The organism is Planktothrix pseudagardhii, assembly GCF_904830925.1.
Lineage (GTDB): Bacteria > Cyanobacteriota > Cyanobacteriia > Cyanobacteriales > Microcoleaceae > Planktothrix > Planktothrix tepida.
On record NZ_LR882967.1, the window covers coordinates 4,380,229 to 4,404,548 of the forward strand.

Consider the following 24,320-nt stretch of genomic DNA (forward strand, 5'->3'; position numbering starts at 1 on the left):
TGATAGAGTCCTGAAGGACTCACTACATTTGATAGAGCCCTGAAGGGCTCACTACTTAAGAAAAACAATGCTAAAAAACGCTTTTGCTTTATTACAAAAAATGGGAAAGTCTTTAATGCTTCCCGTTTCTGTGTTACCCATTGCTGGTTTATTATTGGGATTGGGGAGTGCTCGTTTAATTGAATTGCAAAACTTGGCATCGGGAACGATTACCTCCCCTAAATTTTGGTGGTTACCTGATTGGTTAGCCACCATTATGAAGAATTCCGGGGATGCTATTTTTGGCAATTTACCGATTATTTTTGCGATTTCCGTTGCTATTGGATTTGCTGAAAATGATGGGGTTTCTGCCTTAGCTGCGACCGTTGGATTCGTTGTTTTTGTGGCTTCATTGGGGGCAGCTTCTACCACTTTATTTGGCATGAATCCCGACGATTTAGTCAAAGTCATGGGGATTTCTTCGTTAGATACGGGGGTATTTGGGGGTTTAATTATGGGCTGTGTTGCAGCTTATTTATTTAACCGATTTTTCCGAATTCAACTCCCACAATATTTAGGATTTTTTGCCGGAAAACGATTTGTTCCCATTATTACGTCCTTTGCAGCGATCGCAATGGGAATTTTAATGAGCGTGATCTGGCCCCCCATTGGAGACGCGATTTCTGCGGCTGCAAATGCGGCTGCATCGGGAAATAATGTTAGTATTACCGCCGCAATTTATGGGGTTGTAGAACGCTTATTATTGCCCTTTGGATTACATCATATTTGGAATGTTCCGTTCTTCTTTCAAATTGGTTCCTTTACTGATCCGATTACAAACCGAGTCGTTACCGGAGATATTAATCGCTTCTTTGCAGGTGACCCAACAGCCGGAATTCTAGGGGGTGCTTATTGGTTTAAAATGTTCGGTTTACCTGCTGCTGCCATTGCCATTTGGCGGGCTGCAAAACCCAAAAATCGGGTGGTAACGGGAGGGATTATGATCTCCGCAGCTTTTACCTCTTTTCTAACCGGAATTACCGAACCGATTGAATTTTCATTTATGTTTGTCGCCCCAGCTTTATATGGAGTTCATGCGTTAATGGCAGGGTTTTGTGATTGGTTATTTATTACCCTCGGTGGGCGTATGGGATTTACCTTTTCCCAGGGATTTATTGACTTTTTCCTATTCAATAGTTTAGGAACAAAAGCTTGGTTAATTCCCGCTTTAGGGCCATTTTTTGCCGCTTTATATTTCTGTGTGTTTTACTTTGGAATCCGACAGTTCAATTTACCTACCCCAGGTCGAGAAGATGATGTAGAAATAGTAGAAAATATTGCCCTAGGAACCGGAGTAGGTAGTCTAGCAATGGAACTGGTACGAGCTTTTGGAGGACGCAGTAATATTACAACATTAGATGCTTGTATTACTCGGTTACGCATCACGGTTAAGGATATGAAAAAGGTCAATAAAGACCGACTGAAAGCGTTAGGCGCATCGGGAGTGTTAGAAATTGGAAATAACGCCCAAGCTATATTTGGCCCTCGTTCAGAAAACTTAAAAACCGATATGATTGAATATCTCAAAACGGCTGGCCCAGAAGCAGATATTGTGGAAAGTTCACCCTCTGCAACAGCTTCTGCTGATTCCATACAAAATGAGGAAATTTCACCTACAATTACCCTAGATGTAGAGGCAAAAAATCGGATTCAAAATATCATTATTGCTCTCGGAGGAAAACAGAATATTCAAACGGTTGAGGCAGTTGCTTTAACTCGATTACGAGTCCAAGTGATTGATAATACCCTAATTGATGAAGCGGCATTAACAGCGGCAGGTGTAGAAGGAATTTTACGTTTACCGGATGGGATCTTGCATTTATTAGTCGGTTTAGGAGCCCAACAATATGCAGCCCAAATTAGTAATCAGTAATTAGTTAATAGGGAACAGGGAGCAGGGAATTACGAATTACTGATCACTGATAACTGTTTACTGATATAGGCGGAATTCAATATGTAGGGGTAATTCATGAATTACCCCTACTCCTAATCTTTAAATCGGTGTAAAATCCAGGTTAAGATTAAGTTGATTGGCTTGTACTCCCGGTAAAAATGCAATTAATTCCTGTTGACCGGATTTGTTAACATAAATACCGGCTCCTGTTCCATAACCTGATAATGTTAAATCATTGAATGTAATTACATCCCCAGTTTTATAAGCAAAGTAATCTTCACCAACCTTAAAATCAGTAATAAACGCAAAATCCGTTAAACCTCCAGTTGAATAATAACTGGTAGAATCAGAACTTCCCAAATAAAACGCATCAAATCCGGCTCCACCCACTAAGGTATCAATTTCACCCGATCCCGGACTGGCAGTATTAACATCCACACCCGCTACATAATCATCCCCAACATCACCAGAAACATAATCATTCCCCCCTCCACCTGCCAGTAAATCTTGGTCTTTCCCCCCAAACAAAGAGTCATTATTAACTCCCCCAACTAAGTAGTCTGAACCTAAATTCCCAAAGAGTTGATTAGTGCCTGATTCTTCAATCAGAATATCGTCTCCTTTTCCTCCAAAGAGTAAATCATTTCCGGGGTTGCCATAAATCAAGTCTTTTCCCGGATTGCCATTAATCGTATCATCACCCGCAAGACCTTGTAGAGTATCATCTCCTTCTAAACCATAGATTTCATCGTTTTCGACAAATCCAGCGAGATTATCAGCTAACGTAGTTCCTAAAATTAAAGTCATTTTAATCAGTTATCAGTTATCAGTTATCAGTTATCAGTTATCAGTTATCAGTTATCAGTGTAGAGACGTGCCTGGGCGAAGCTGGTTCATGCCGTAAGGCTATTGCCGTAGGCTTTTGGCGCGTCTGTATAAGTAATCAGTCATTAGTTATAAAGCAGTTGTTGTTTGTTGTCAACTAATGGAAATCTTTATTTTGCTTCATTCACGGGATTTCTTTGATTTACTGATTACTGATTTTTGAGTTGTGGCGATCGCAACAACACCCGCCACCGGAATTTTAGCGTGTTGGAATTGATCAATGGCTGCTTTTACGGTTGCACCTGTGGTATAAATATCATCTAAAATTAAGACTGAACCTGGGGGACGGCGACGACGGAAATCTTGACCTAAATTAAAGACACTTTGCATTTTTTTAAACCGTTGTTCGGGTGATAATTCATGTAATGCTTCTGTTTCTTTAATTCGTTCTAAACCGTGAGCCACTAGAGATAAACCTGTGATTTCACAAAAACTTTTCGCTAAGAGTTCTGCTTGATTAAATCCCCGTTTTTTTAATTTAGCGACGTGTAAAGGAATCGGTACAACTGTAACAGACGACATTTCCCTCGGAGTCGATAACCAAGTTTCTGCTAATCCATAGCCTAAAGGTTTAGCTAATTCTGTATGATGATTATACTTCAAGGCTGCGATCGCTCGCTTGAGAACGTCTTTATATTGTCCCCAGACACAAAGCGGTATTTCTGTAGCAAATTTAGTCCCTTGGGGAAATCGACAGCGAAGTAACTGTCGTTGACAATAATCACAGAGTTCTGTATTAGCAGGTCGGTTACACAATGGACAATTGGGTTTAAGAAATAAGTTTAAAAGTGCTTTCATCATTCTGTTGACTGTTTGCTGTTGACTGTTTTCTGTTCCCTAGCACTACGCGCTATAATACCCGACCCCCAGCTAACCCCCAAAATCAGTTTGTCATATATCACAATTAGTAATTAGTGAACTTAGCTGAAGGCGTGGATAATTTTTATTGGCTTGACGAAATTCAACCTTCTGATCGAGAAGTTGTCGGGGAGCAAGCGTTCTATTTAAGTCATTTACTCCGTCAAGGTCATCCGATATTACCGGGTTTCGTTGTGACGGCTCAATTATTCTGGGAATTTCTACAAACGATTGACTGGTTAGAACCTTTGTTTGTGGATTTACCCCAATCATCCCTTTATTTTGATGTTAATCAACCTCGTCAATTACAAGCGATCGCTCAACACCTTTGTCAACAACTCATCGATACCCCTTTACCGGAATCTTGGGTTCAACAAATTCAAGCTTATATTAACCCATTAAATACACCTGCATTGATATTTTATCCAAGCCTGAGTATTCCCCATCAATCCCCCATATCAGGACTATTAGAATCGGTAATTTGTTGGGGAGATGCTGAAGCCGCCTTATTAGGACTTAAACAAGCATACTGTGAATTTTTTCGGGCTAGAAGTTTATTATATTGGCAACGATGTGGTCTGCGATTACAAGATTTACAGCCTACGGTATTAGTTCAACCCCTTCAGTCTGCAATCGCGTCTGGATTGGTTCAGATTCAGCCTGATGCTTGGGAAATTCACTCAACTTGGGGTTTAGAATTCTCCCTACTCTGGGGAGAGAACTATCCTGATCTTTATAGAATTGAACCCCAAACCGCAAGGATTGAATATCAACATTTAGGCTCTAAAACAATTGTCTATGATTTAAAATCTTCTCCGCAGCAACCGACCCAATATCCCATTCCTCAAAAGCAATTTGGAACAGGAGTTACTCAACTTCCGATTTACGCCACCTTAGTTTCTGAACAACAACCGGAATTTTCCCTGACACCGAAACAACTCCAACAGTTAATTGAAAGAACTCAACAGGTTATCAACGATTTACCTGTGATCACCCAATTCCATTGGGGTTTATTTCAATCGTCCCAGAACCCAGAACCCCAATTATATCTCGCTGGGGTTGGATCTCCTGAAATCCGTCTTTTATCTCATCCGTTGAATTCTGAGTCTACCTCTGAACGTCAACCCCGTTTTCAAGGACTGGCGGTCGCTTCTGGACAATGTAACGGAACTGCTTACATCCTGACTACCCCAGACTCTATTCCCTCCCAATTACCCGATAATACGGTGTTAGTGGTTCCTACGATTACTTGGGATTATTTACCGTTATTAAGGCAATGTGTGGGAATTGTGGCTGAACAAGGGGGAATGACCAGTCATGGTGCAATTGTGGCGCGAGAACTGGGAATCCCTGCGGTCTGTGGTATTGTGAATGCAACAGTACAAATTAAAACAGGTGAGTCCGTGTTTGTAGATGGCAAGCGCGGAGAAGTTTATTTTATGGAACAAGATCATTCGGTGAATGAAGGGTTATCAGAACAAAGTCTTCAGCAACAACACTTCTTTGAAACCCACTTCATACCGAACGCGACCCCGTTGATGGTCAATATTAGTCAATCGAGTTCTATACATCGACTCCACTCTTTACCCATTGATGGAGTGGGTTTACTGCGTTCAGAATTAATGGCGATTGAAGTCTTAGAATTTCCTCAACATTCCCCTGTTTCTGAGGGAATCCGAAGCAAATTCTATAATTATAGTCGTTGGATTGAACCAGAACACCAACCCGCATTTATTCAACGAATGGTAGAGCCCCTGAATCAACTGGCAATTATTTTATCTTCTCGACCTCTCTATTATCGAGCGTTAGATTTACGCGAATCAGGAAAAGAGGAAGGTAATTTTCCGGTTTCAAACTCCCCATCGCTAGAACGTCTCGCTTTATTCGATTTAGAACTCAAAATTTTATTACAATTATATGAATCCGGTTATCAAAACATTTATCTAATTTTACCGTTTATTCGTTGCGTTGAAGAGTTTTTAATCTATCGTTATCGCATTGAAAGTTCAGGATTAAGTCATTATCCTCAGTTTCAAGTTTGGATTATGGCAGAAGTGCCATCGCTGTTATTTTCATTACCCGATTATGTCAAAGCAGGAGTGCAAGGTATTTCTATTGGAACGAATGATCTCACGCAATTATTATTCGGAATTGATCGCAATCAAATCCACAGTTCTCCTGACAATCAGATTGAATATGAACGCCATCCTGCGTTAAAAAAAGCGATAAAACAGTTCATTAAAAAGGCGAGAAAAGCCAAAATTCCTTGTTCAATTTGTGGCGATGCACCCGCCTTATATCCTGAATTAATTGAAGATTTAGTGCGTTGGGGAATTACATCGATTTCTGTTAATTTAGATGTCGTTGAATCCACCCATACCGCGATTACCAAATCCGAAAAACGCATCCTGCTTAAAGCTGCACGTCAACAAATTTAGAACCAGGAACAGGGAAAAAAAGGAGGCAATTCTACATCCTAAAACCCCTTCAATTTTTTCTGTTCCCTGTTCCCTGTTCCCAGTTAAGCTGTTCCCTCTTAATATTGAGTCCGTTGAAAGGCTTCTTCAGGTGAAATATTACCGTAAATCACAGATAAAATCCCCGGTAAATAGTCATCCATTGTTGTGATGCTGGTATAAATTAAATGTTTAATAAATGCCGGAGTGAGTGCGGCATCTTCCGCATCTAAACTGGTTTTATAGCGAACTTCACCATCGTGGAAATTCATCTCAAAGTTTCCAACTACTGTGCCATAATTAAGCATCGTAATAAACGCCGCCATATTATAACGTTTATAATCAGGAACTTTCACCGGACAAATAGAATAAACGGCAATTTGTCGTTCTGCTTCCCGGACAACTGTATAACAATCAAATCGTCCATTTTTACCTTCCACTCCCAATGCCAAGACTCGCCGATGTTCAATTTCTCTATAAACCCAACCATCTAGGTTCATAAAATCAATGAGAACATCAAATACAGCCCGATCACTGGGGTATTCTTGAGACATTAATTCCGGGTTTTGTACTTCAGGGTTTTGTTCTGACACAGTAAACATCCTTAATTTTCCTAATCTTTACAAAATTCTATGAATACTAACTTCAACAATTACGCTCTATTGTTCGGTTTTCTTGCGTTGGAATATTATACGCAATTTTATTATCTTTGGCACTGCGGTAAGCAATATTAGTTAATTCATAATAAATCGGGGAATAAAGAGAGTAAAGCTGACCATAATAAAATCGATTTCGATATCGATAATAATCTTGAAGTTTTTTTCTAATGACTAAGGGTAAATGAGGATTCTTTTCAAAGGTTTGATCCCGGCGTTCAATCACCCATTTAATTTCCTGTAAATCAACTCCCTGAGTGATTAACTGAAAACACTGTTCAATGACTTGACGAATTTTTTCCCGTTCTTTAGCCTGAAATTCTAAGCCTTCTTGCTCTGGATTTCCAGCTAATAATTCTAACCGATAAGCTCCTTGCGGGTTAGCGTGGGGATACCAGCCCAATTTTAAGCGATCGCCCGTTTGATTAATAATCCAGTCTGTTCCATTAAACTTAATGGGTTGAATCATCAACAGGTTTTCATTATAAAACTGCTCATTGACAATACGGCCATCTTGAATGAATGGATCTTCATCCCCAAAAGTATTATGAGTGATTGCCCAACCACTGGGAATATTCAGACGCACAAGTTTTGAATACATAAATTAGGATTGACTGGATCAAGACTCAATGTAAACCATGAGAACTAACGCTGTCAGCAGCAGTTGATGTTGCTTTCAGCTTACTTCTGGTGGAATTATAATGCAACTTCTGATCTATATCATGTTTTTTCCTCAATTGCAGTCTAAAAATCAATGTCCCTTTTCCGGATCGAAGGTTGACAGGCGGATCAGTGGAAGTATGATTGCGTTGAAGTAAGTTTATGTTTAAATCTCGTATTTTAATCTTAACGACCCTAGTAACGACTCTCAGCTTAGGGTTAGCTTCCTCAAGTCTAGCTGAATGGTTTTCTGACTATCCTGACAGGTTTTCTGACTATACTGTGTCCCCTTCTGACTCTAAGGTAGAAGCAACGGTTGATCCCAGTCAATTGATCACGGTGAGACTGCGGAATAAAACTGACCAAACCCTAGTTTATGCCTTAGCCAATGATAATTCTCAACAGTTAGCACCGGGTAAAACCGGAGAATTTTTAGTTCGAGTGGGACGTCATCCCGGAGAAACTAGCACAATTTTAATTAACACACCCGAATATACTTATCCATTAATTTATAGTGTCCGGGTTATTCCCAAAAATACATTAATGGTTGAAATTACCCCCACCAGTGCCGCAAACCCCCATCAAGAACGTACCATTTATATTGATGAACAGGGAAGAGTTTACTCATTTTAATTAGAGCAGGGAACAGGGAACACTTCGACAGGCTCTTTGCTTCGCAGGGAACAGGTAGGAAAAGAGGAGTTTACGGTTTAGATTTTAGCATCAGTCTATGTCCTAACTTCCAGGCGTGACTGCTATAAGTTGCGAGGGAAGTTATATTCTATATTCCATGCTTCAATATTTTCTACAAATAATTGTCCGGGTTGCTAATCACTTTTTCCCATTCCCTATTCGTAATTCGTAATTCGTAATTCGTAATTCCCTGTTCCCTTTAACAATTAATTTCACAAGCCCCAATACTCACCCAACTACTTGAAGCATCTTTCCAATGTTCTTTTTTCCAAATAGGTGCAGTATGTTTTAAAGTATCAATTGCATATTGACAAGCTTCAAAGGCTTCTCGACGGTGAGGACAACCCACCGCAATTAAAACACTAATTTCACCAATTCTTAAACGTCCAACCCGATGATGAATCACTACACGAGTCACATCTAACCATTGTTGGCGGATGTCCGTAGCAATTTTTTCAAATACTTTTAAAGCCATCGGTTGATAAGCTTGATATTCTAAAGATTCTACGGCTTGACCTTGGGTTTGATTTCTCACCATTCCACTCATGACCACAATTGCACCATTCCTGGGGTCATCGGCTAAAGCATAAATCTCCTCCAATAAAAGAGGCGCAATTGTAATCGAGAAACTATCGTGAAACGGAGAAGGAATCAGTGTTAAATCCTTCTCCAAATCATTAGAAACAATCACAACTTTTGGCTCCTAAATTAATGGATGAATTGGCTTAGAGTTTCAATCCGAAACCGGGTTTCTACATCCATCTTATTTTAATCCATTTTTTCCGATGATTTCTGATTTAGGGTTGGCTGCTATCCGTTGACTGAGGTTGTTCAACTGGTTTTTGATCAGCCAGTTTTAATAATTCAGGAATTGTCACAAATGTATAACCCTGCTCTTTAAGTTTCTTGATGACAATGGGTAAAGCTTTTACCGTTGCTGAACGATCTCCGCCCCCATCGTGCATTAAAATAATTCCACCGGATTTAGCTTGTTTTAAAACATTACTAATAATTTTGTCCGATGAAGATTTCCAATCCTGCGAATCCACTGACCACATAATATTAACATGATTTTGCTTAAACGCATAATCCACTAATCCGTTATCTAAAACACCTCCTGGCGGTCGGAACATCGGAGTGTCAATTCCTGTTAAGTCTTCCATTAATTTAGCCGTGCTTTCAATTTCTTCGGAGGCACCAGAAGGACTATATTTTTGATAACGATGGCTCCAAGTATGGTTCCCTACAACATGACCCTCGTTAACCACTACCTTCGCAATATCTTTCTGATTTTTTAAAGCCGAACCCACCCAGAAAAATGTAGCTTTAATATTATTTTCTTCTAAAATATCTAAAATTTGGCGAGTGCTTTTCGGCCAGGGGCCATCATCAAATGTGAATGCAATTACTTTTTGTTCGCCAGGGATTGTTACTTCTTTAATGGTTTGGCTTTGAAATTGTTCGGGAATACTATAACTAAAGCGTTGGGTTTGCAATTGTTCTAAGGTTTTTTGGACATTATCAACTCGTTGAGTGATTGCTTTCTGAAGATTTAATCCCGACTGTGATAAGGGTTGAGAAGGTATTTCTGAGGAAGAATTTTTGAGTTTTTCAGTAATATTAGAAATAATCCTGGGGGGTTGGGAAGAACGAGCAGAAAGGCTTTGTTTTGTCGCTCGCTCTACACGCAGATTAAGGGGTAACATCACACCCATCGCAAAACTAGCAATGGCTGCTACAAGAGCAAATAAAGCCACTTTTTGTTGTCGTAAGAGAGGACTGTACTGAGCCACGAGATTACTCCTTCACACGGAAATAAATTTTAGAATTGAGCGTGATCGAACCGCATCTAAAAAGCCAACTGATTCACCCTTGACATCAGAGATGCACATTTTCAATAAAAAGTCAAGCCTCTGATTACAAACGTAATCATCTGAATTTTGAGGGTTGAACAATAATACCTCTAAAATCCTAGTGCATAAGGACACGAACAGGAAGACACTTTTAGGAAAACGTTAGGTTTTGTTGATAATGGTTTCACGGTATAAACTCACCGCTCGTTGAATCACATCGTCAATTGTTAAATTGTCCGTTTGAATTTCAACCGCATCGACGGCTTTTCGCAAAGGTGAAATGGCCCGATTACTATCAAGGTGATCCCGTTGAGCAATATCCTGTTCGAGTTGTTCTTGAGTAATATCCGTTTGACCTTTAGCGTGCAGTTCTAATAATCGCCGTTTAGCCCGTTCTTGCACGGATGCCGTTAAGAAAATTTTCAATTCGGCATCGGGAAATACCGTTGTTCCAATATCCCGACCTTCTGCTACAATTCCGCCTTGACGACCAAACGCTTGTTGCTGTTTGACCAACCCTTGGCGAACAGCCCATTGAGAAGCGATCGCAGACACATTCGCCGTGACCTCCAAGGATCGAATTGCCTCCGTCACATCCTGGCCATTAATCACCGTTCGCGGTTGTTCCCTATCGGGGATTAATTCAATTTGGCATTGACTCACGATTTCAGCGATCGCAGGTTGATCATCAATCTTAATTCCCGACTGAAGCACCAACCACGTGACCGCCCGATACATGGCCCCCGTATCCAAATACAACAACCCTAACGCCTCGGCAATTTTACGAGTCACCGTCGATTTCCCGGCTCCGGCTGGCCCATCAATGGCAATAATCGGTTGACGATGACGCAAAATCAAATTATCAATTAACCGAGTTGTCCCCACACGAGCCGCAACGGCCAATAACCCCATTGTTTCAACGGTTGTCAACGGAATTAACGTCTCAGGTTGGACTAACTCAATATATTCAACCTGTACCCCAGGTTCAGTTTCTAATTCAGTTTGTACAATTTGTTTAATATCCCTAGCCGTTTTACAACCCTGTTGAAAGTGTTCTTGACCTCGACGCAGCGCCCGATATAAAACAGTGGCTTGCTGTTTTTCGTTATCTGTTAAATATTGATTGCGAGAACTATAAGCCAGTCCCGAAGGTTCTCGAATAATCGGACAAGGAATAATCTCAATCGGCCAGTTTAAATCCTGAACCAAACGTTGAATAATGGCAATTTGTTGAGCGTCTTTTTGGCCAAAATAAGCTCGATCCGGTTGCACCAAATTAAATAATTTAGCCACAACCGTCGCCACCCCTTGAAAATGTCCGGGTCGAGATTTTCCACACAACCCCGACATCATCGATGCAGGAGGAATCACCATTGTTTGCATTGAGGAGGGATACATTTCCTCCACTTTAGGAGCAAAAACCACATCAACCCCCGCCTGTTCACACTGTTGCAAATCCGCCTCTAAAACACGGGGATATTTTTGGAAATCCTCTTGGGGGCCAAACTGTATAGGATTGACAAAAATACTCACCACCACCAGGGAATTTTCTGATCTCGCCCGTTGAATTAAACTCAGATGCCCTAAATGTAACCCTCCCATGGTGGGAACCAAACCCACTAACTGGTCAGGGTTTTGGGTTCGGTAGCCCCGAAGATAACACCGCAGAGCCGCAACGCTAGTCAACAGACGAATCATAAATCAGTTATCAGTTATCAGTTATCAATTGTAGGGGCGGGGTTCTCCCGCCCATATCAGTGATCAATTATCGGTCAACCGTCAACAGTGAACAGCCAACTCCGACACGGATAACTGATCACTGATAACTGATCACTGATAACTGATCACTGATTCGGAGTCAATACATCAATTTGAACCGGGGCAACGCCACTGCTAATCATGCCAATGGCTTGAGCCGCAGCTTTCGATAAATCAATCACCCGACCTCCAGCATAGGGGCCACGATCATTAATTCGGACGACAACGGATTGACCATTATCTTGATTAGTGACTTTTACTACTGTCCCAAAGGGTAAAGAAGGATGGGCCGCCGTTAAATCGTATTGATTAAAGGTTTCCCCATTGGCCGTTTGTCCGCCATCAAAACCAGGGCCATACCAAGACGCCCAACCCTCAATTCGCCGGAAGAAAAACCCAGTGGCGACTTCTGGAACAGATGGCTTGGGTAAACCTTCAATTGCATTTAAAGGGGGAGCATTACCAATTTGCCGTCGAATGCGATTAGTCGCTTGTAAAGCATCCGTTGCTTTGTCATTGGTCGTATCCGGCAGAATCGTTTGTGAGTCAATGGAAACCAGTTCTTTGCCAGCTACTTCAATCACATAATGCTGGCGCTGTTCGTCCCATCGAACTTGAATCGTCGTCGCATCAAAGTTATTGCGAATGAGTTGATTAATTTCGGCTGCAACGGCAGTAGCACGGGAAACTGGGTCGGTGGTTCTGGTAGATTGCGTTGCAGGAGTTTTAGGATTAGGGAGATCAGCTTGGCCAGAATACGAGCCCACTTTTATCGGTTGAAGCGTTGGGGCTGTTCTAGCTTTGGGATCAAAGTTGGCATTCTGGATAAAGGTCAGGACTGGAATATTCCTAATGTAAAGGGTTGCCGCTTGTTCTTGATTCAATTCATGAGCTTTGATTTTGGCAACCGTGTCGGGTAAAAACGCGGTAGTGGTTGGTTGGGATTGATATTCTCCAACTTTCATCACGTCGGCAGGTTCAGGTTGGGTCGTAGATAGGTTGATCTCTTCAGAGGGCGTTTTTAATAATGGGATTGAGGGTACAAAATCGGGAGGATTTAAACGTTCTCCTTCATTGACTGAGGGTTTAGGGTTAAACGCTGAGTTAGATTCAGCGTGACTGGAGGAGCTTATGCTTAAAATCGGCAGAAGAAGAACTGCTGTAAGACCGCTCCAAAGTTGATGCTTCATCAATCTTCCCCCTAGTCGAGTTCCGCGCTTATCTTTACTCCGATTAGCGGTGAGAGCAAAAAGGGATCGAGGTCTATATTGCATATCATTTGTTTCCATAAAATGAAACCGTTGCGCCTCAAGAGAGGTTATTCTCCTTGACATACCTGAATCGCACTCTTTCTGGTAGAAGCTACCGATATTGTTCTGGTTAGACCCGCCTCGGTAGGGCGTTTAATTGGGTTTGGGGATTTCTCCCCCTCCTATTTCTAGGGTAAAGTTAGCTTTGCCAATGTTATCAAGGCTTTTTCGGCTTAGTACACTGCCTCCCAAATAGCTGTTTAATACTAAGCGACAGAGCAGGGGACTAGCTACGCATCCGCCCGGTGTCGTGACCTAAATAACGGAGTCAGCCAAGACTTAGGCGGGTCAACTAGGGCTATCTTTCAAGCCCCCAATGAACTTGTACTCAAGTCAGTGGTGGGTTGTTGACAAGTCTATTCTCAAAACTGCTGGTTGATCGAGTTGAAGCTTTACACGGGTTGAAATCTCCTTAATTCAGAGCATTGAGATCAGCATTTGGTTTTTAGACAATCAAAGGCTGAAGATTTCAATACTGGGTTTAAAACCCGAATTTAAGGTGATTCAATTCGTCAACTCACACTCGTTCCGCATTCACCTTTGTTTGAGGAACTGCAACAGACTAACATGAACTTGCGAATTTGGGGATCACTCCCTCATGGGGGTTTGCAGGGTTTTTTCACAAACTAAACTGTTCAGTTTTAAGGTAAAACCCCTATCTATCAAAGGGTGTAGAGATTCTTACTTAATGAAAATTTTCAAAATAGACTTTTGATTGAATTTTCTTATAGGTTTGACAACTGACCCCAAAATCGAGAACACAGAAGCGGAAATAATAGAGCCGAAAATTGCTTAAATAGGTTGTAGAAAGACAAGGATCGAACAAGATGGATTATCGGGAAGCTGGTGTAGATATTCAAGCAGGTCGAGATTTTGTTGATGGCATTCGGAACCTCGTCCAAAAAACCTATCGACCGGAAGTATTAGGGGGATTAGGAGGGTTTGGAGGTTGTTTTGCCCTCCCTTCCGGGTATAACGAACCCATCCTCGTTTCTGGAACTGATGGGGTGGGAACTAAATTAAAACTAGCTACAAGCCTCAACCGTCATGACACCGTTGGTATTGATTTAGTGGCAATGTGCGTTAACGATGTCCTGACCTGTGGGGCCGAACCCTTATTTTTTCTGGACTATTTAGCGACCGGAAAGCTTGATGGTGACCAATTAACCCAAGTCGTCGCCGGAATTTCCACAGGATGTCAACAAGCCGGATGCAGTCTTCTAGGGGGAGAAACGGCCGAAATGCCCGGATTTTATCAACCAGGGGAATATGATATGGCGGGTTTTTGTGTGGGAATTGTGGAAAAAAGCCGAATGTTAAACGGTTCCCAAGTCCAAATCGGCGATATCGCCATTGGATTAGCGAGTAGTGGCGTTCACAGTAATGGCTTTAGTTTAGTGCGAAAAGTGGTCAGTGATGGCGGATGGAATTGGAATGACTGTCCTGAAGCTTTGGGAGGTCAATCCATTGGAGAAGTCTGTTTAACGCCGACACAAATTTACGTTAAACCAATTCTACAAGCTCGGAGTAATGGTGTAGAAATTCATGGCATGGCCCATATTACCGGAGGCGGTTTACCGGAAAACTTACCACGCTGTTTGGGAGAAGGACAGGCCGTTAAGATTCATCCCAATAGTTGGCCCGTGCTACCGATTTTTAACTGGTTAGCTGAAGCGGGACAAGTGAACCTAGCAGCAATGTTTGATACCTTTAATATGGGTCTGGGTTTTGTGGTTTTGGTTCCTCCTCAACAAGCGGAAACCACACGAGAATGGTTTGAAACTCAAGGAATTCTAGCTTATACCATTGGGGAAGTCATATCAGGAACCGGGGGTTTAATCGGATTACCCCTCAATTGATTGATCTCCCAATCCTAGGATAAGCTATAGTGCGACCCATTACAGTTAGGATACTGTTGAATTTAGCCAACCGTTTGACTCCCTACTGTTCCCTGCTCCCTGTTCCCTATTTCCTATTAATTACCCATCATGTCAGTTGCATGGCAAATTGCCAAAACCTACGAAGATATTCTCTATCACAAAGCCGACGGTATTGCAAAAATTACGATTAACCGTCCTGAAAAACGTAATGCTTTCCGACCGAAAACTGTTTTTGAACTCTATGATGCCTTTTGTGATGCCCGTGAAGACATCAATATTGGTGTAGTATTATTCACCGGAGCGGGGCCGCATACCGATGGTAAATATGCCTTTTGTTCCGGCGGGGATCAAAGCGTGCGGGGAGATGCAGGATATATTGATGATATTGGAATTCCGCGATTAAACGTTTTAGATTTACAACGGTTAATCCGAACAATGCCCAAAGTTGTGATTGCAATGGTGGCAGGATATGCCATTGGTGGCGGTCATGTTTTACATTTAATTTGTGATTTAACCCTAGCAGCAGATAATGCAATTTTTGGTCAAACAGGGCCGAAAGTGGGGAGTTTTGATGGGGGATTTGGAGCCAGTTATTTAGCCCGAATTGTCGGTCAAAAAAAAGCACGAGAAATTTGGTATTTGTGTCGTCAATATGATGCTCAACAAGCCCTAGATATGGGGTTAGTTAATTGTGTCGTTCCCGTAGAACAATTAGAAGCCGAAGGCATTCAATGGGCGAAGGAAATTTTGGAGAAAAGTCCCATTGCTATTCGGTGCTTAAAATCTGCCTTTAATGCCGATTGTGATGGTCAGGCGGGTTTACAGGAATTAGCGGGAAATGCCACCTTACTGTATTACATGACGGAGGAAGGAACCGAAGGCAAACAAGCCTTCTTGGAGAAACGGCCACCCAATTTCCGCCAATATCCTTGGCTTCCCTAGGGAAAAGATAATCTATGGGGGGACGAAAAACCCTTCGCCCCCAAAATTTCTGGACTAAGCGAATAAGGACTCTGCCTCTTCTGGCTCATGAACTCGATGGGACTCTAAGGGAATTACATCCCGTAACCGAGGTGTTTCTGGTTGTAACTGAATCAAGGTTTCTAAGGTTTCCCAAGATGGAGCAAAGGCAGGGAGCGCTAACTGACAAGACTTCCACCCGCCTTTAACTGAAACTTGAAGCAACTGACAGTGCCCCCCACGATGACCTTCGGGTGTGTAACGTTGGCAATGCCGACAGACTGAAATCAAGTTTGCAGACTCCATTTGTAATTCCCCAAGAAGATTATCTATTTATAATTGTCGGGGATCAGCAAATCCGGGTTTTTTATCTGCAAACTTAGATTCTGTCTGCGTTTGAGTTCGATTTTTAGGCCGTTTAAATTTAATACTTCTTTTATGTTTTGTTTAAAATTAGACACACAATAAATTCAAAATATTAAGAATTGTAAATTTTCTATAGCGTGCCTAAAACAGGATAAAATGAATGGGGATCAAGGTAAAATTCGGAGGAAGGGCTTAATAACTCCGTATAAATCCCGTTAAAACTCAATTGTAAACTACCTAAAGATAGAGTTTCGGAGAGAAACTTAGGCTTCAGTTCCAGGGCCTTCTAAAGTTTGCATTGCACAAAGACAACAAACTGACCAGCGAGTCAATTCCCCTGGAGGAGTTGGACAGTGACATTGAGGACAGAGGGGGATATGTTGCGATCGCTGTTGAATACTATTGGCCCAACGTTGAAAAGCGGTTAACGGCGTAGTAGAACCATGAGGATGAGAATGAATTAAAGGTTCGGTGGGGGTTGGAGGCCAATTAACCCGACTTGGATGATCCTGCCAAAGTTGAGAGAATTCATCTGAGGTTGAACCTGGAGAACGGTGTTGCTCCCCATGAGATTGATATCGCCATTGCGCCGTAGAAAACCGGATATCCTCAACGGGAAATAAGAGTTTTTGATTTAATCGATACAGCAGTTGAATTCGTTTTAAAGTCAACTCTTGAGACCAGGTGGAGCTAGAGGTAGCAACATTCAACACTCCTCGATGCCAACTCACCGCACGGCTATGAAGACGAGCAACAGTTCCGACAATTTCCGGCCAATAGGCACAAAGTTCTTGAAATTGTTGTTGTTCTGGGGTGAGAATTTGAGATTGAAGCAGACTTAAGACTTGATGGAGGGATTGCATCTTTAAAAAAATGAGCGAAATCGATCAAAAATAGATAAACTGACTTGTTAGCGGCTCTAAAAATTGTCAATAATAAGGTTTATTCGTGAAACCCTAAATCTAAAAATCTTTATTTTAAAATTATCAACAAGTGGGTAGGAGTTTAAGCATGAGTCAAGGAGCCCGGATGAAATCCCCTCAATCTCCACAGCCAGAATTAAAGTCTGAACTCAAAGCGGTTTTAGGCTGTCTGGATGTGCAACTAGAGCCAGAATTAACCCGTTATCGGCGTCATCGACGACGCACGAAACAGACAACCCCCGACTCAACGGGACAAACCACCCCCCAATTTCAACAAACTCCTGATGCGGTAGCCGTCGCTGTCAATGAAGGGGCTGCATCTCAAGGAAAACTGTTTGAACCCCAAGCTCAACCGTCGGGCTGGGAAACGGTGGTTCCCTCCCAACCTGCACCCTTAGTCGTTTCTAACTCAGCGACAACAACAAACGATCCCAAAACCAATGGTAAAGATCCTGCCGTTAGTTTTAACTTAAAGTCATCGGCTCCGGTAGCAGCACCATCAGATGGATATTTAGAATCAACGGAAGCCCTAATCAAAAGTATAGAAGAACGGCGTTCTCACTCACCAGAAAAACGGAGTTTGATGGCGAGTTTATTAACTCCGATGGGAATAGCCTCAATGTTCTTATTTTTGTTATCTTGCACCGCCTTAAGTTATGTCCTGTCTTCCCCTTCCAGTCGGACTAGCTTAGGGTTAAATCGGTTTTTCCCAACCCCAACCCCAACGGCTAACCCTAGTCCGGCTGCTCCTCCCACAACGGCTTCAACGGAAACCTCACTCCCACCTACAGATTCCCTGTCTCCCAACTTAGCGGCGAAGGAATTTGTTAACTTGGATTTAGATACCTTGAGCCATATCAATCCTAACCCGAATGTTCTGCCGACGCCTGCGGTTGCTCCCCCTGTGCCACCCAGTCCAGCCACAACCTTACCCGCACCCTCAAACAACCTGACCTCTCCAACTGACCCCGGTTTAAATAATCTCACTCAGGAATTATTACCCAAAAAGCCCACCACTTCTACAGTTCCTACCCCCACAACAACCGCCCCAGCCCCAGTTACAGGACAAGGAAGGGGTGCTGCGACGGTGCAACCGGGGGGTGGTACAGCCCCAAAAGTTGCAACTGCACCTACCCCACCTAAGCCAATGGAACCGATAAAATCCCAGGATGGTTATTATTATGTTGTCCTGGATTACGTCGATGAACGTTCCTTTGAGCAGGCTAAAGAAGTCATTCCTGATGCTTATATTGCTGAGTTCAAAACCGGGAAAAAAATCCAAGTGGCGGCTTTAAGCGATGCAGCTTCAGCTAAACGCCTGCGGGATGAGTTAAAAGTTCAAGGGATTAATGCTTATTATGATATTCCGAAGCCGTAATCAGTTAACTCCTCTGGCATCATGAACTAGCGTTAAACTGTAGACAGAAGTGATTACAGAACCGTACACCCTCAAAGGAAGAACAGCGTCATGGGATTATTTGATCGGATTGGCCGTCTTGTTAGAGCTAATTTGAATGATTTGGTCAGTAAAGCCGAAGATCCAGAAAAAATTCTGGAACAGGCGATCATTGATATGCAGGAAGACTTGGTGCAGTTACGTCAGGCTGTTGCTCAAGCGATCGCTACTCAAAAGCGTAGTGAACAACAATATAATCAAGCCCAGTCCCAAGCCAACCAATGGCAATCTCGCGCCGAATTAGCTTTGCGGAAAGGGGATGAAAACTTAGCCAGAGAAGCCTTACAACGCAAGAAAGGCTACATGGAAACGGCGAATACGATTAAATTGACTTTGGATCAGCAAGTTGGCCAAGTGGATGCCCTCAAGCGCAATTTAATTCAGTTGGAGAGCAAAATCTCTGAGGCTAAAACCAAGAAGAATATGCTCAAAGCTCGGGCGCAAGCCGCCAAAGCCAACGAACAATTACAAGGTTTATTGGGGAATATTAATCCCAGTGGAGCGTCGGCAGCTTTTGAGCGTATGGAAGAAAAGGTATTGCAGTTAGAAGCACGTTCTCAAGCCGCAGGAGAATTGGCGGGTTCAGATTTTGAAAGTAAATTTGCAGCGTTGGAAGCCGGAAGCGATGTTGATGACGAATTAATGGCTCTGAAAGCCCAAATTTCCGGTGCTCCGGCTCCCCAAGCTTTACCTGCGGGACAAACAACGGCGAAAAATCCAACACCAGTGGATGATGAGTTAGAGGCGTTGAAAAAGGAATTGGATAAGATGTAAGCTGGAATTGCTATCTATTAAAGCGTTTGGGCTTTTTATCAGGGGTCAAGGGTAACAAGCTGTTACAGCAACCATTGACTCCCAAAGTTCGATGGAAAGCCCTTGTCTGGAAATGTTGAAAAAACTCCGATGCGTTTAGCCATCTATTAGAATTTCGCTGTATAGTATTAACGAGTTTGATTTGGTAGTTTTACTTATATAGCAGGGAACAGGGCAGGGCTGTTTCATGTTTGAAAATTATAGCCTACTTTTGAGCCATAATTCTCAAACATGATAGCTATTTTCAGAAGAATTAATAGGGGATATAATTAATATTATCTATCAGTTATATCCCCTATTAGTCTAAACAGCATAAATACCCCTATTCCCTACGGAGTAAGACTTACATTCCTCATTCTTTTATCTATTTTCTCTAAATTAATCGCTCTATTCTTTAAGTTTTAACGTTGGGTTCAAGAGATAGCCAGTAATTTCTTCCACTGATTTCCTAACCACCTTCTTCCCTCTGTTATTGATAAAAATCCTAAACCTCTGAAAAGATTCAATCCTAGGGTGTTGAGCAGTGCCCAATTAGTCGCCGCTTGTACTTGATTAATTTTCATACTATCCTCTTTAAATAACACATCTTTTACCCAATGAACTTGATTCTCAATCCCCCAATGCCCTTTAATCTTTTGGGAAAAAAATTCTGCTTTTTCCCAGATACTACTTATATAATAAACCGTTTCTCTATAAGGCTTTTTTCCTCTGTATCCCCATCGTTCTACCTGAATTATACTTTGAATATGTTCCCAAGGGCTTTCGATTTTTATCGGATTTTTAAACACTGATACCCGACGAGTTATTTCTCGTCCATGACCCCGCTCTTTTTGAGTATCTATACTTTCAGCTTTCGTCGTTTTTGTGATTTTTTCGATTTGATTATACAGTTTGATTTGATTCTTCTTAACCGCGATTAAATAATCGTTTCCACTCTCCATAATCTTTCTTGTTGTGGTGACATTACAATGTAACGCATCCGCCGTTATTAACTTTCCTTTTAGACCACATTTTCCTATTATCTCTTGGGCTACAGCTTGTTCTGACCCGGTTTTACTCTCGAACTTTTCCGTCGCTAATACTAATCCGGTTTCTTGACTAAATAGAGATACCATTATTACCATATTTTGTCTTTGATTTCCGGGGTCTTTTACCGTACTTCTTAAGCTTTTTCCATCTATTGCTAATCCCTCTATCCCCTTTAATTTAGGAGAATTCTCTCTTGACCATTCTTTTACTATTTTGCTTAAATCCTTCTCGTCTACTCCTCTCATTACCCTCCTTATTGTTGAATAAGATGGCATTTCTTCACTATAGAGCTTGAATGTTCTTTTCAGGATAACTTCGTTCGCTTTGACAAAATACCCCATCTCTCGATATCCTTGATGCCCTGACATCACCCCTAAAACTACTACTAATAACACTTCCCATAACCTATACCTTTTTCCCTGACTTTTTCTAAAATCCTTGACTTCTTTTAATTTTTCTATTAAACTTGTTAGCATCTTTATTTGACAAAAAAATCAGCGACCGCTCTTGATTTTATCAGGTAGCGATCGCTATTTCTTTACTCTTTTTCACCCGACTTTGAAACAGCCCTGGGGAACAGGGAACAGGGAACAGGGAACAGGGAACAGACAAGAAAAGAGTTCTCTATTTAGGTTTTAGCATCAGTCTATGTCCTAACTGCCTTGGCGACTGCTATATTAATCCTGAAATAAGAGAAGCAGAAACGACAGATCAACTGAATAACTCTATTTAATTTTTATTCAAACCTATCCCTTAACGATGGCTAAAGTGCGTTTACTGATTCTCAGTTCATTTGCAGCTGGATTTGGGCTTTGCTCAATTGTTTTTTCCATCTTTACGATGATGTCTGAATTCAATTTTTCCACCGTATTTAGATTTATTTTAACTTTAGGCTTTTTTGCGATTAATTTTTTATTTGCCTTACATTATTATGGATTACTCTTGAAAGAGTTTAAACTCATTAGTAAAATGAAAGCTCAACTTAAACGCTTAAATTATGATTTTTAATGGATAAGAGGGAACAGGGAACAGGGAACAGGGAACAGGGAATAGGGAATAGGGAATAGGGAATAGTTATAATTCAGAGTCATCACTATCCTAAAATTGAAAATAGGTTAAAGTTAAAACTAAAGTGAGTTGATTTTGAGGAATTTGATTATGTTAGATGCGTTTAATTCCCTATTCGGTCGTCATCCTGAACGAAATCAAGCCAACGTTGAAATCTATACTTGGCAAACTTGTCCCTTTTGTATGCGAGCTAAACTCTTGTTATGGTGGAAAGGAGTTAATTTCACAGAATATAAAATAGATGGGGATGAGAGTGCACGATCTCAAATGGCTGAACGTGCCAATGGACGACGCACAGTTCCCCAAATTTTTATTAATAATCAATATATTGGCGGGTCTAATGAGCTCTATCAATTAGATGGAGAAGGAAAATTAGAACCGCTATTAGCTGAACCTGCTTAATATTTAGGCTAAAAATTACTAACCCTATTTTTTTCTAAGTTGACTCACGAGTTAGATCAATTTGGATTTTTCCCGTAAAATCAGGAATTGGGGGGTTTGGTTTCGTTAACTGTATACGCACTTTTTTGACTAAGGGCTGTTTTAATAAGGTGTCGGTAATTTCTGTAGCCAATCGTTCTATAAGGGCAAATTTGCAAGTTTTAATGATAGTCTCAACAGTGGTAATGGTGTGGCGATAATCGAGGGTATCTGCGATTTGATCACTGGTTCCGGCTGGTGTTAAATCCAACCACAGGGTCACATCGACTTCAAACCATTGGCCTAACATTTGTTCTTCGGGTAAATAACCCGTATAGCCGTAGCTGCGAATCCCGGTAATGTGAATGGAGTCCATGATAACTTAAATTAAAATGACATTTTCCAAAGGATATGTTATAGTAACAAAAGTATGGGTATGTAGCTCAGTGGATAGAGCATCAGATTCCGGTTCTGAGGGTCGGGGGTTCGAGTCCCTCCATACTCGTTTAATTTAACGGTTATCAAACGTATGTATAGATTTTAGATACGGACCATATCTCTGATGTTCTGTCTCAACAAGCAATTTTAGTCACTCGTAACCGTCAAGATTTTGAAAAAATACCGAATTTATTAATAGAAGATTGGACAGTTTAATTCTTAACTTTCTGCAATGCGATCTAAGCGTTCTCGAATAGCCAGATTAAAGAGCGATCGCACTGACATCCATAACCCTAATATTGATAAAAGTAAGACAAATACTGCCCATCCTTGATAATTTCCAATTAATAAAATCGCACCTGCAATTAAAGTAAACCCTGTCCAACAGATATAAATTAAACTTTTTAAGGCTAAATTAATTCGTTTTAAGGCGCGATCGCTTTCTACAGACCTGACTCTAATTTGTAACTCTCCTTCTTCTAAACGTTCTTCTAAACGACGAATTAAAACCTCTGATTTACTGGGTTGTTGTAATCTAAATTTAATAAAATCTCGCGCCTGTTGTGCCAATTCTCCGACTAAATTACCCCGTTCTTGAGAAATGGTTAAACTCTTAACAAAGGGTTGAGCACAAGCGACTAAACTATATTTTGGATCTAAGGTTCTCGCTAAACCATCTAAGGTGGTTAAAGACTTTAAAATAAACATCATTTGAGCAGGTAAACGGAAGGGTTGTTGCTCAAACATGACATAAACTTCTTCTTTAATTTGATTAAACATTTGAAAATCAACCGGTTTTTCTGTAAATTCTTCTAATAAAAACCGAACCATTCTCCGTACTGGTCTCATATCCGCTACGGGTTCTATTAAACCAATATCCACTAACGTATCTAACACCACATCCGTATCTTTTTTTAACACAGCAAAAAAGGTTTTAATCATCTGATCTTTGGCTAAGGCTTTGACTTCTGCCATCATGCCAAAATCATAAAAAATTAAATTCCCATCCGCACTCACCGCTAAATTTCCAGGGTGAGGATCAGCCTGAAAAAAACCATCCTGAAGAATTTGTTTTAAATAACAACAAATCCCTAATTGATTTAACCGTTTAACATCAATTCCATAGGCTAGTAATTGATCTCGATCATCCGCTTTTATTCCCGGTAAATATTGCATTGTTAAAACTTTATGGGTGGTATATTTCCAATACACTTTAGGAACTAAAATCCCTGGATAATTTTTAAAGTTATCTCGAAAGTGATCGGCATTTTTACCTTCTTTAATATAATCAATTTCTTGATATAAAATTAAAAAAAACTCATTATACAAATCATCCAGATTATAAAGCCTTGTCCAATTAAAATTCTGTTGACAAAATTGAATCACCCGACGCACCGCTTGTACATCTAAATCAAATAATTGTTTTAAGCCTGGACGCTGCACTTTAACAATTACATCTTCTCCAGTATGGAGTCTAGCTTTATGAACTTGTCCTAAACTAGCAGCCGCTAACGGTTGTTCATCAAAATCTCGATATAATGTAAATAAAGAATTGCCTAATTCCGCTTCAATAATAGCGACGGCTTGATCACTACTAAAGGGTGGAACTTTATCCTGTAATTTCTCTAATTCTTCAACATATTCTAAGGGTAAAATATCGGCTCTTGTCGATAAAGCTTGGCCAATTTTAATAAAGGTTGGCCCTAAATCTAACATGGTTTTAACTAACCAAGTTGCCCGTTTTCGTCTCTGAAGCGAGGTATTATTTGCCAGTGTTCTATCCCACCACAAAAAGAACATAAACAGTCCGCAGGCGGTGAAAACATCTAATTGTCTCGTTAAGGGAGAATATCGAGTTTGTTGCCAGCGAAGCGGTTTAGAATCCATTTGAGTGAGCATGGGAAA

The 24,320-nt window shown here is 41.1% G+C and carries 22 protein-coding genes and 1 tRNA gene; 10 read left to right on the forward strand and 13 right to left on the reverse strand.

What is annotated here, in order from left to right:
- The first annotated feature begins 67 nt into the window (after positions 1-67).
- Entirely contained in the window at positions 68-1,912 is a 1,845-nt protein-coding gene (gene ptsG, locus NMK36_RS18740; RefSeq protein ID WP_072719746.1) for a glucose-specific PTS transporter subunit IIBC, read from the forward strand.
- Positions 1,913-2,032: 120 nt separating this feature from the next.
- On the opposite strand, the gene NMK36_RS18745 is transcribed toward ptsG, so the two are convergent.
- On the reverse strand, positions 2,033-2,740 hold the full coding sequence (locus NMK36_RS18745; protein ID WP_072719747.1) for a calcium-binding protein: 708 nt from the start codon (positions 2,738-2,740) through the stop codon (positions 2,033-2,035).
- A 198-nt stretch (positions 2,741-2,938) separates the two neighbouring features.
- On the reverse strand, positions 2,939-3,619 hold the full coding sequence (locus NMK36_RS18750; protein ID WP_072719748.1) for a ComF family protein: 681 nt from the start codon (positions 3,617-3,619) through the stop codon (positions 2,939-2,941).
- Between the two features lie 113 nt (positions 3,620-3,732).
- Here NMK36_RS18750 and NMK36_RS18755 point away from each other — a divergent pair, with 113 nt between their 5' ends.
- Positions 3,733-6,114 carry a putative PEP-binding protein gene (locus NMK36_RS18755; RefSeq protein ID WP_254174373.1) on the forward strand — a complete coding sequence of 794 codons (2,382 nt, stop codon included), beginning with the start codon at positions 3,733-3,735 and terminating at the stop codon, positions 6,112-6,114.
- A gap of 98 nt (positions 6,115-6,212) precedes the next feature.
- Here NMK36_RS18755 and NMK36_RS18760 read toward each other — a convergent pair whose 3' ends face one another.
- Both NMK36_RS18760 and NMK36_RS18765 read right to left on the reverse strand, forming a co-directional pair.
- On the reverse strand, positions 6,213-6,734 hold the full coding sequence (locus tag NMK36_RS18760) for a YbjN domain-containing protein (protein WP_254174374.1): 522 nt from the start codon (positions 6,732-6,734) through the stop codon (positions 6,213-6,215).
- A gap of 43 nt (positions 6,735-6,777) precedes the next feature.
- Complete coding sequence (locus NMK36_RS18765) at positions 6,778-7,389, reverse strand: hypothetical protein (RefSeq protein ID WP_072719749.1); 612 nt, start codon at positions 7,387-7,389, stop codon at positions 6,778-6,780.
- Positions 7,390-7,610: 221 nt separating this feature from the next.
- On the opposite strand from NMK36_RS18765, the gene NMK36_RS18770 reads away from it, so the two are divergent.
- The gene (locus NMK36_RS18770; RefSeq protein WP_072719750.1) at positions 7,611-8,081 is read left to right on the forward strand and encodes a hypothetical protein; all 471 of its coding nucleotides are present in this window, start codon (positions 7,611-7,613) and stop codon (positions 8,079-8,081) included.
- 259 nt (positions 8,082-8,340) lie between these two features.
- On the opposite strand, the gene NMK36_RS18775 is transcribed toward NMK36_RS18770, so the two are convergent.
- From NMK36_RS18775 to NMK36_RS18790, 4 genes are all read right to left on the reverse strand, one after another.
- Positions 8,341-8,796: a molybdopterin synthase catalytic subunit gene (locus NMK36_RS18775; protein WP_186440389.1), complete on the reverse strand. Its 456-nt coding sequence runs from the start codon at positions 8,794-8,796 to the stop codon at positions 8,341-8,343.
- A 142-nt stretch (positions 8,797-8,938) separates the two neighbouring features.
- A complete protein-coding gene (locus NMK36_RS18780; RefSeq protein ID WP_254174375.1) occupies positions 8,939-9,934 on the reverse strand; it encodes a polysaccharide deacetylase family protein in 996 nt (331 codons plus the stop codon).
- A gap of 222 nt (positions 9,935-10,156) precedes the next feature.
- Positions 10,157-11,689 carry a bifunctional pantoate--beta-alanine ligase/(d)CMP kinase gene (locus NMK36_RS18785; RefSeq protein ID WP_254175199.1) on the reverse strand — a complete coding sequence of 511 codons (1,533 nt, stop codon included), beginning with the start codon at positions 11,687-11,689 and terminating at the stop codon, positions 10,157-10,159.
- Positions 11,690-11,838: 149 nt separating this feature from the next.
- Positions 11,839-13,026 carry a septal ring lytic transglycosylase RlpA family protein gene (locus NMK36_RS18790; protein ID WP_254174376.1) on the reverse strand — a complete coding sequence of 396 codons (1,188 nt, stop codon included), beginning with the start codon at positions 13,024-13,026 and terminating at the stop codon, positions 11,839-11,841.
- Positions 13,027-13,889: 863 nt separating this feature from the next.
- Between NMK36_RS18790 and purM the strand changes: the two genes are divergently transcribed.
- Together purM and menB are read left to right on the forward strand one after the other, a co-directional pair.
- The gene (gene purM / locus NMK36_RS18795; protein ID WP_254174377.1) at positions 13,890-14,921 is read left to right on the forward strand and encodes a phosphoribosylformylglycinamidine cyclo-ligase; all 1,032 of its coding nucleotides are present in this window, start codon (positions 13,890-13,892) and stop codon (positions 14,919-14,921) included.
- Positions 14,922-15,050: 129 nt separating this feature from the next.
- Positions 15,051-15,884, forward strand: coding sequence for a 1,4-dihydroxy-2-naphthoyl-CoA synthase (menB, locus tag NMK36_RS18800; RefSeq protein WP_190518741.1), 834 nt, complete (start codon positions 15,051-15,053; stop codon positions 15,882-15,884).
- Positions 15,885-15,938: 54 nt separating this feature from the next.
- Here menB and NMK36_RS18805 read toward each other — a convergent pair whose 3' ends face one another.
- Both NMK36_RS18805 and NMK36_RS18810 read right to left on the reverse strand, forming a co-directional pair.
- Entirely contained in the window at positions 15,939-16,208 is a 270-nt protein-coding gene (locus NMK36_RS18805) for a hypothetical protein (RefSeq protein ID WP_190518743.1), read from the reverse strand.
- Positions 16,209-16,531: 323 nt separating this feature from the next.
- Entirely contained in the window at positions 16,532-17,131 is a 600-nt protein-coding gene (locus NMK36_RS18810) for a DciA family protein (RefSeq protein ID WP_254174378.1), read from the reverse strand.
- A 148-nt stretch (positions 17,132-17,279) separates the two neighbouring features.
- Here NMK36_RS18810 and NMK36_RS18815 point away from each other — a divergent pair, with 148 nt between their 5' ends.
- Together NMK36_RS18815 and NMK36_RS18820 are read left to right on the forward strand one after the other, a co-directional pair.
- Entirely contained in the window at positions 17,280-18,569 is a 1,290-nt protein-coding gene (locus NMK36_RS18815) for an SPOR domain-containing protein (protein WP_254174379.1), read from the forward strand.
- 90 nt (positions 18,570-18,659) lie between these two features.
- A complete protein-coding gene (locus NMK36_RS18820; RefSeq protein ID WP_254174380.1) occupies positions 18,660-19,421 on the forward strand; it encodes a PspA/IM30 family protein in 762 nt (253 codons plus the stop codon).
- A gap of 452 nt (positions 19,422-19,873) precedes the next feature.
- Here the strand turns inward: NMK36_RS18820 and NMK36_RS18825 are convergent, their stop codons facing one another.
- On the reverse strand, positions 19,874-20,965 hold the full coding sequence (locus tag NMK36_RS18825; protein ID WP_254174319.1) for an ISAs1 family transposase: 1,092 nt from the start codon (positions 20,963-20,965) through the stop codon (positions 19,874-19,876).
- A gap of 283 nt (positions 20,966-21,248) precedes the next feature.
- Here NMK36_RS18825 and NMK36_RS18830 point away from each other — a divergent pair, with 283 nt between their 5' ends.
- Entirely contained in the window at positions 21,249-21,497 is a 249-nt protein-coding gene (locus NMK36_RS18830; RefSeq protein ID WP_072719759.1) for a hypothetical protein, read from the forward strand.
- Between the two features lie 150 nt (positions 21,498-21,647).
- The gene (grxC, locus tag NMK36_RS18835; protein WP_254174381.1) at positions 21,648-21,959 is read left to right on the forward strand and encodes a glutaredoxin 3; all 312 of its coding nucleotides are present in this window, start codon (positions 21,648-21,650) and stop codon (positions 21,957-21,959) included.
- Positions 21,960-21,993: 34 nt separating this feature from the next.
- Here the strand turns inward: grxC and folB are convergent, their stop codons facing one another.
- Positions 21,994-22,353, reverse strand: a complete 360-nt coding sequence (folB, locus tag NMK36_RS18840; protein ID WP_254174382.1) for a dihydroneopterin aldolase — start codon at positions 22,351-22,353, stop codon at positions 21,994-21,996.
- A 56-nt stretch (positions 22,354-22,409) separates the two neighbouring features.
- Here folB and NMK36_RS18845 point away from each other — a divergent pair.
- Positions 22,410-22,482, forward strand: a tRNA-Arg gene (locus tag NMK36_RS18845).
- Between the two features lie 152 nt (positions 22,483-22,634).
- Here NMK36_RS18845 and NMK36_RS18850 read toward each other — a convergent pair.
- A complete protein-coding gene (locus NMK36_RS18850) occupies positions 22,635-24,314 on the reverse strand; it encodes an ABC1 kinase family protein (protein WP_072719762.1) in 1,680 nt (559 codons plus the stop codon).
- Between the last annotated feature and the right edge of the window lie 6 nt (positions 24,315-24,320).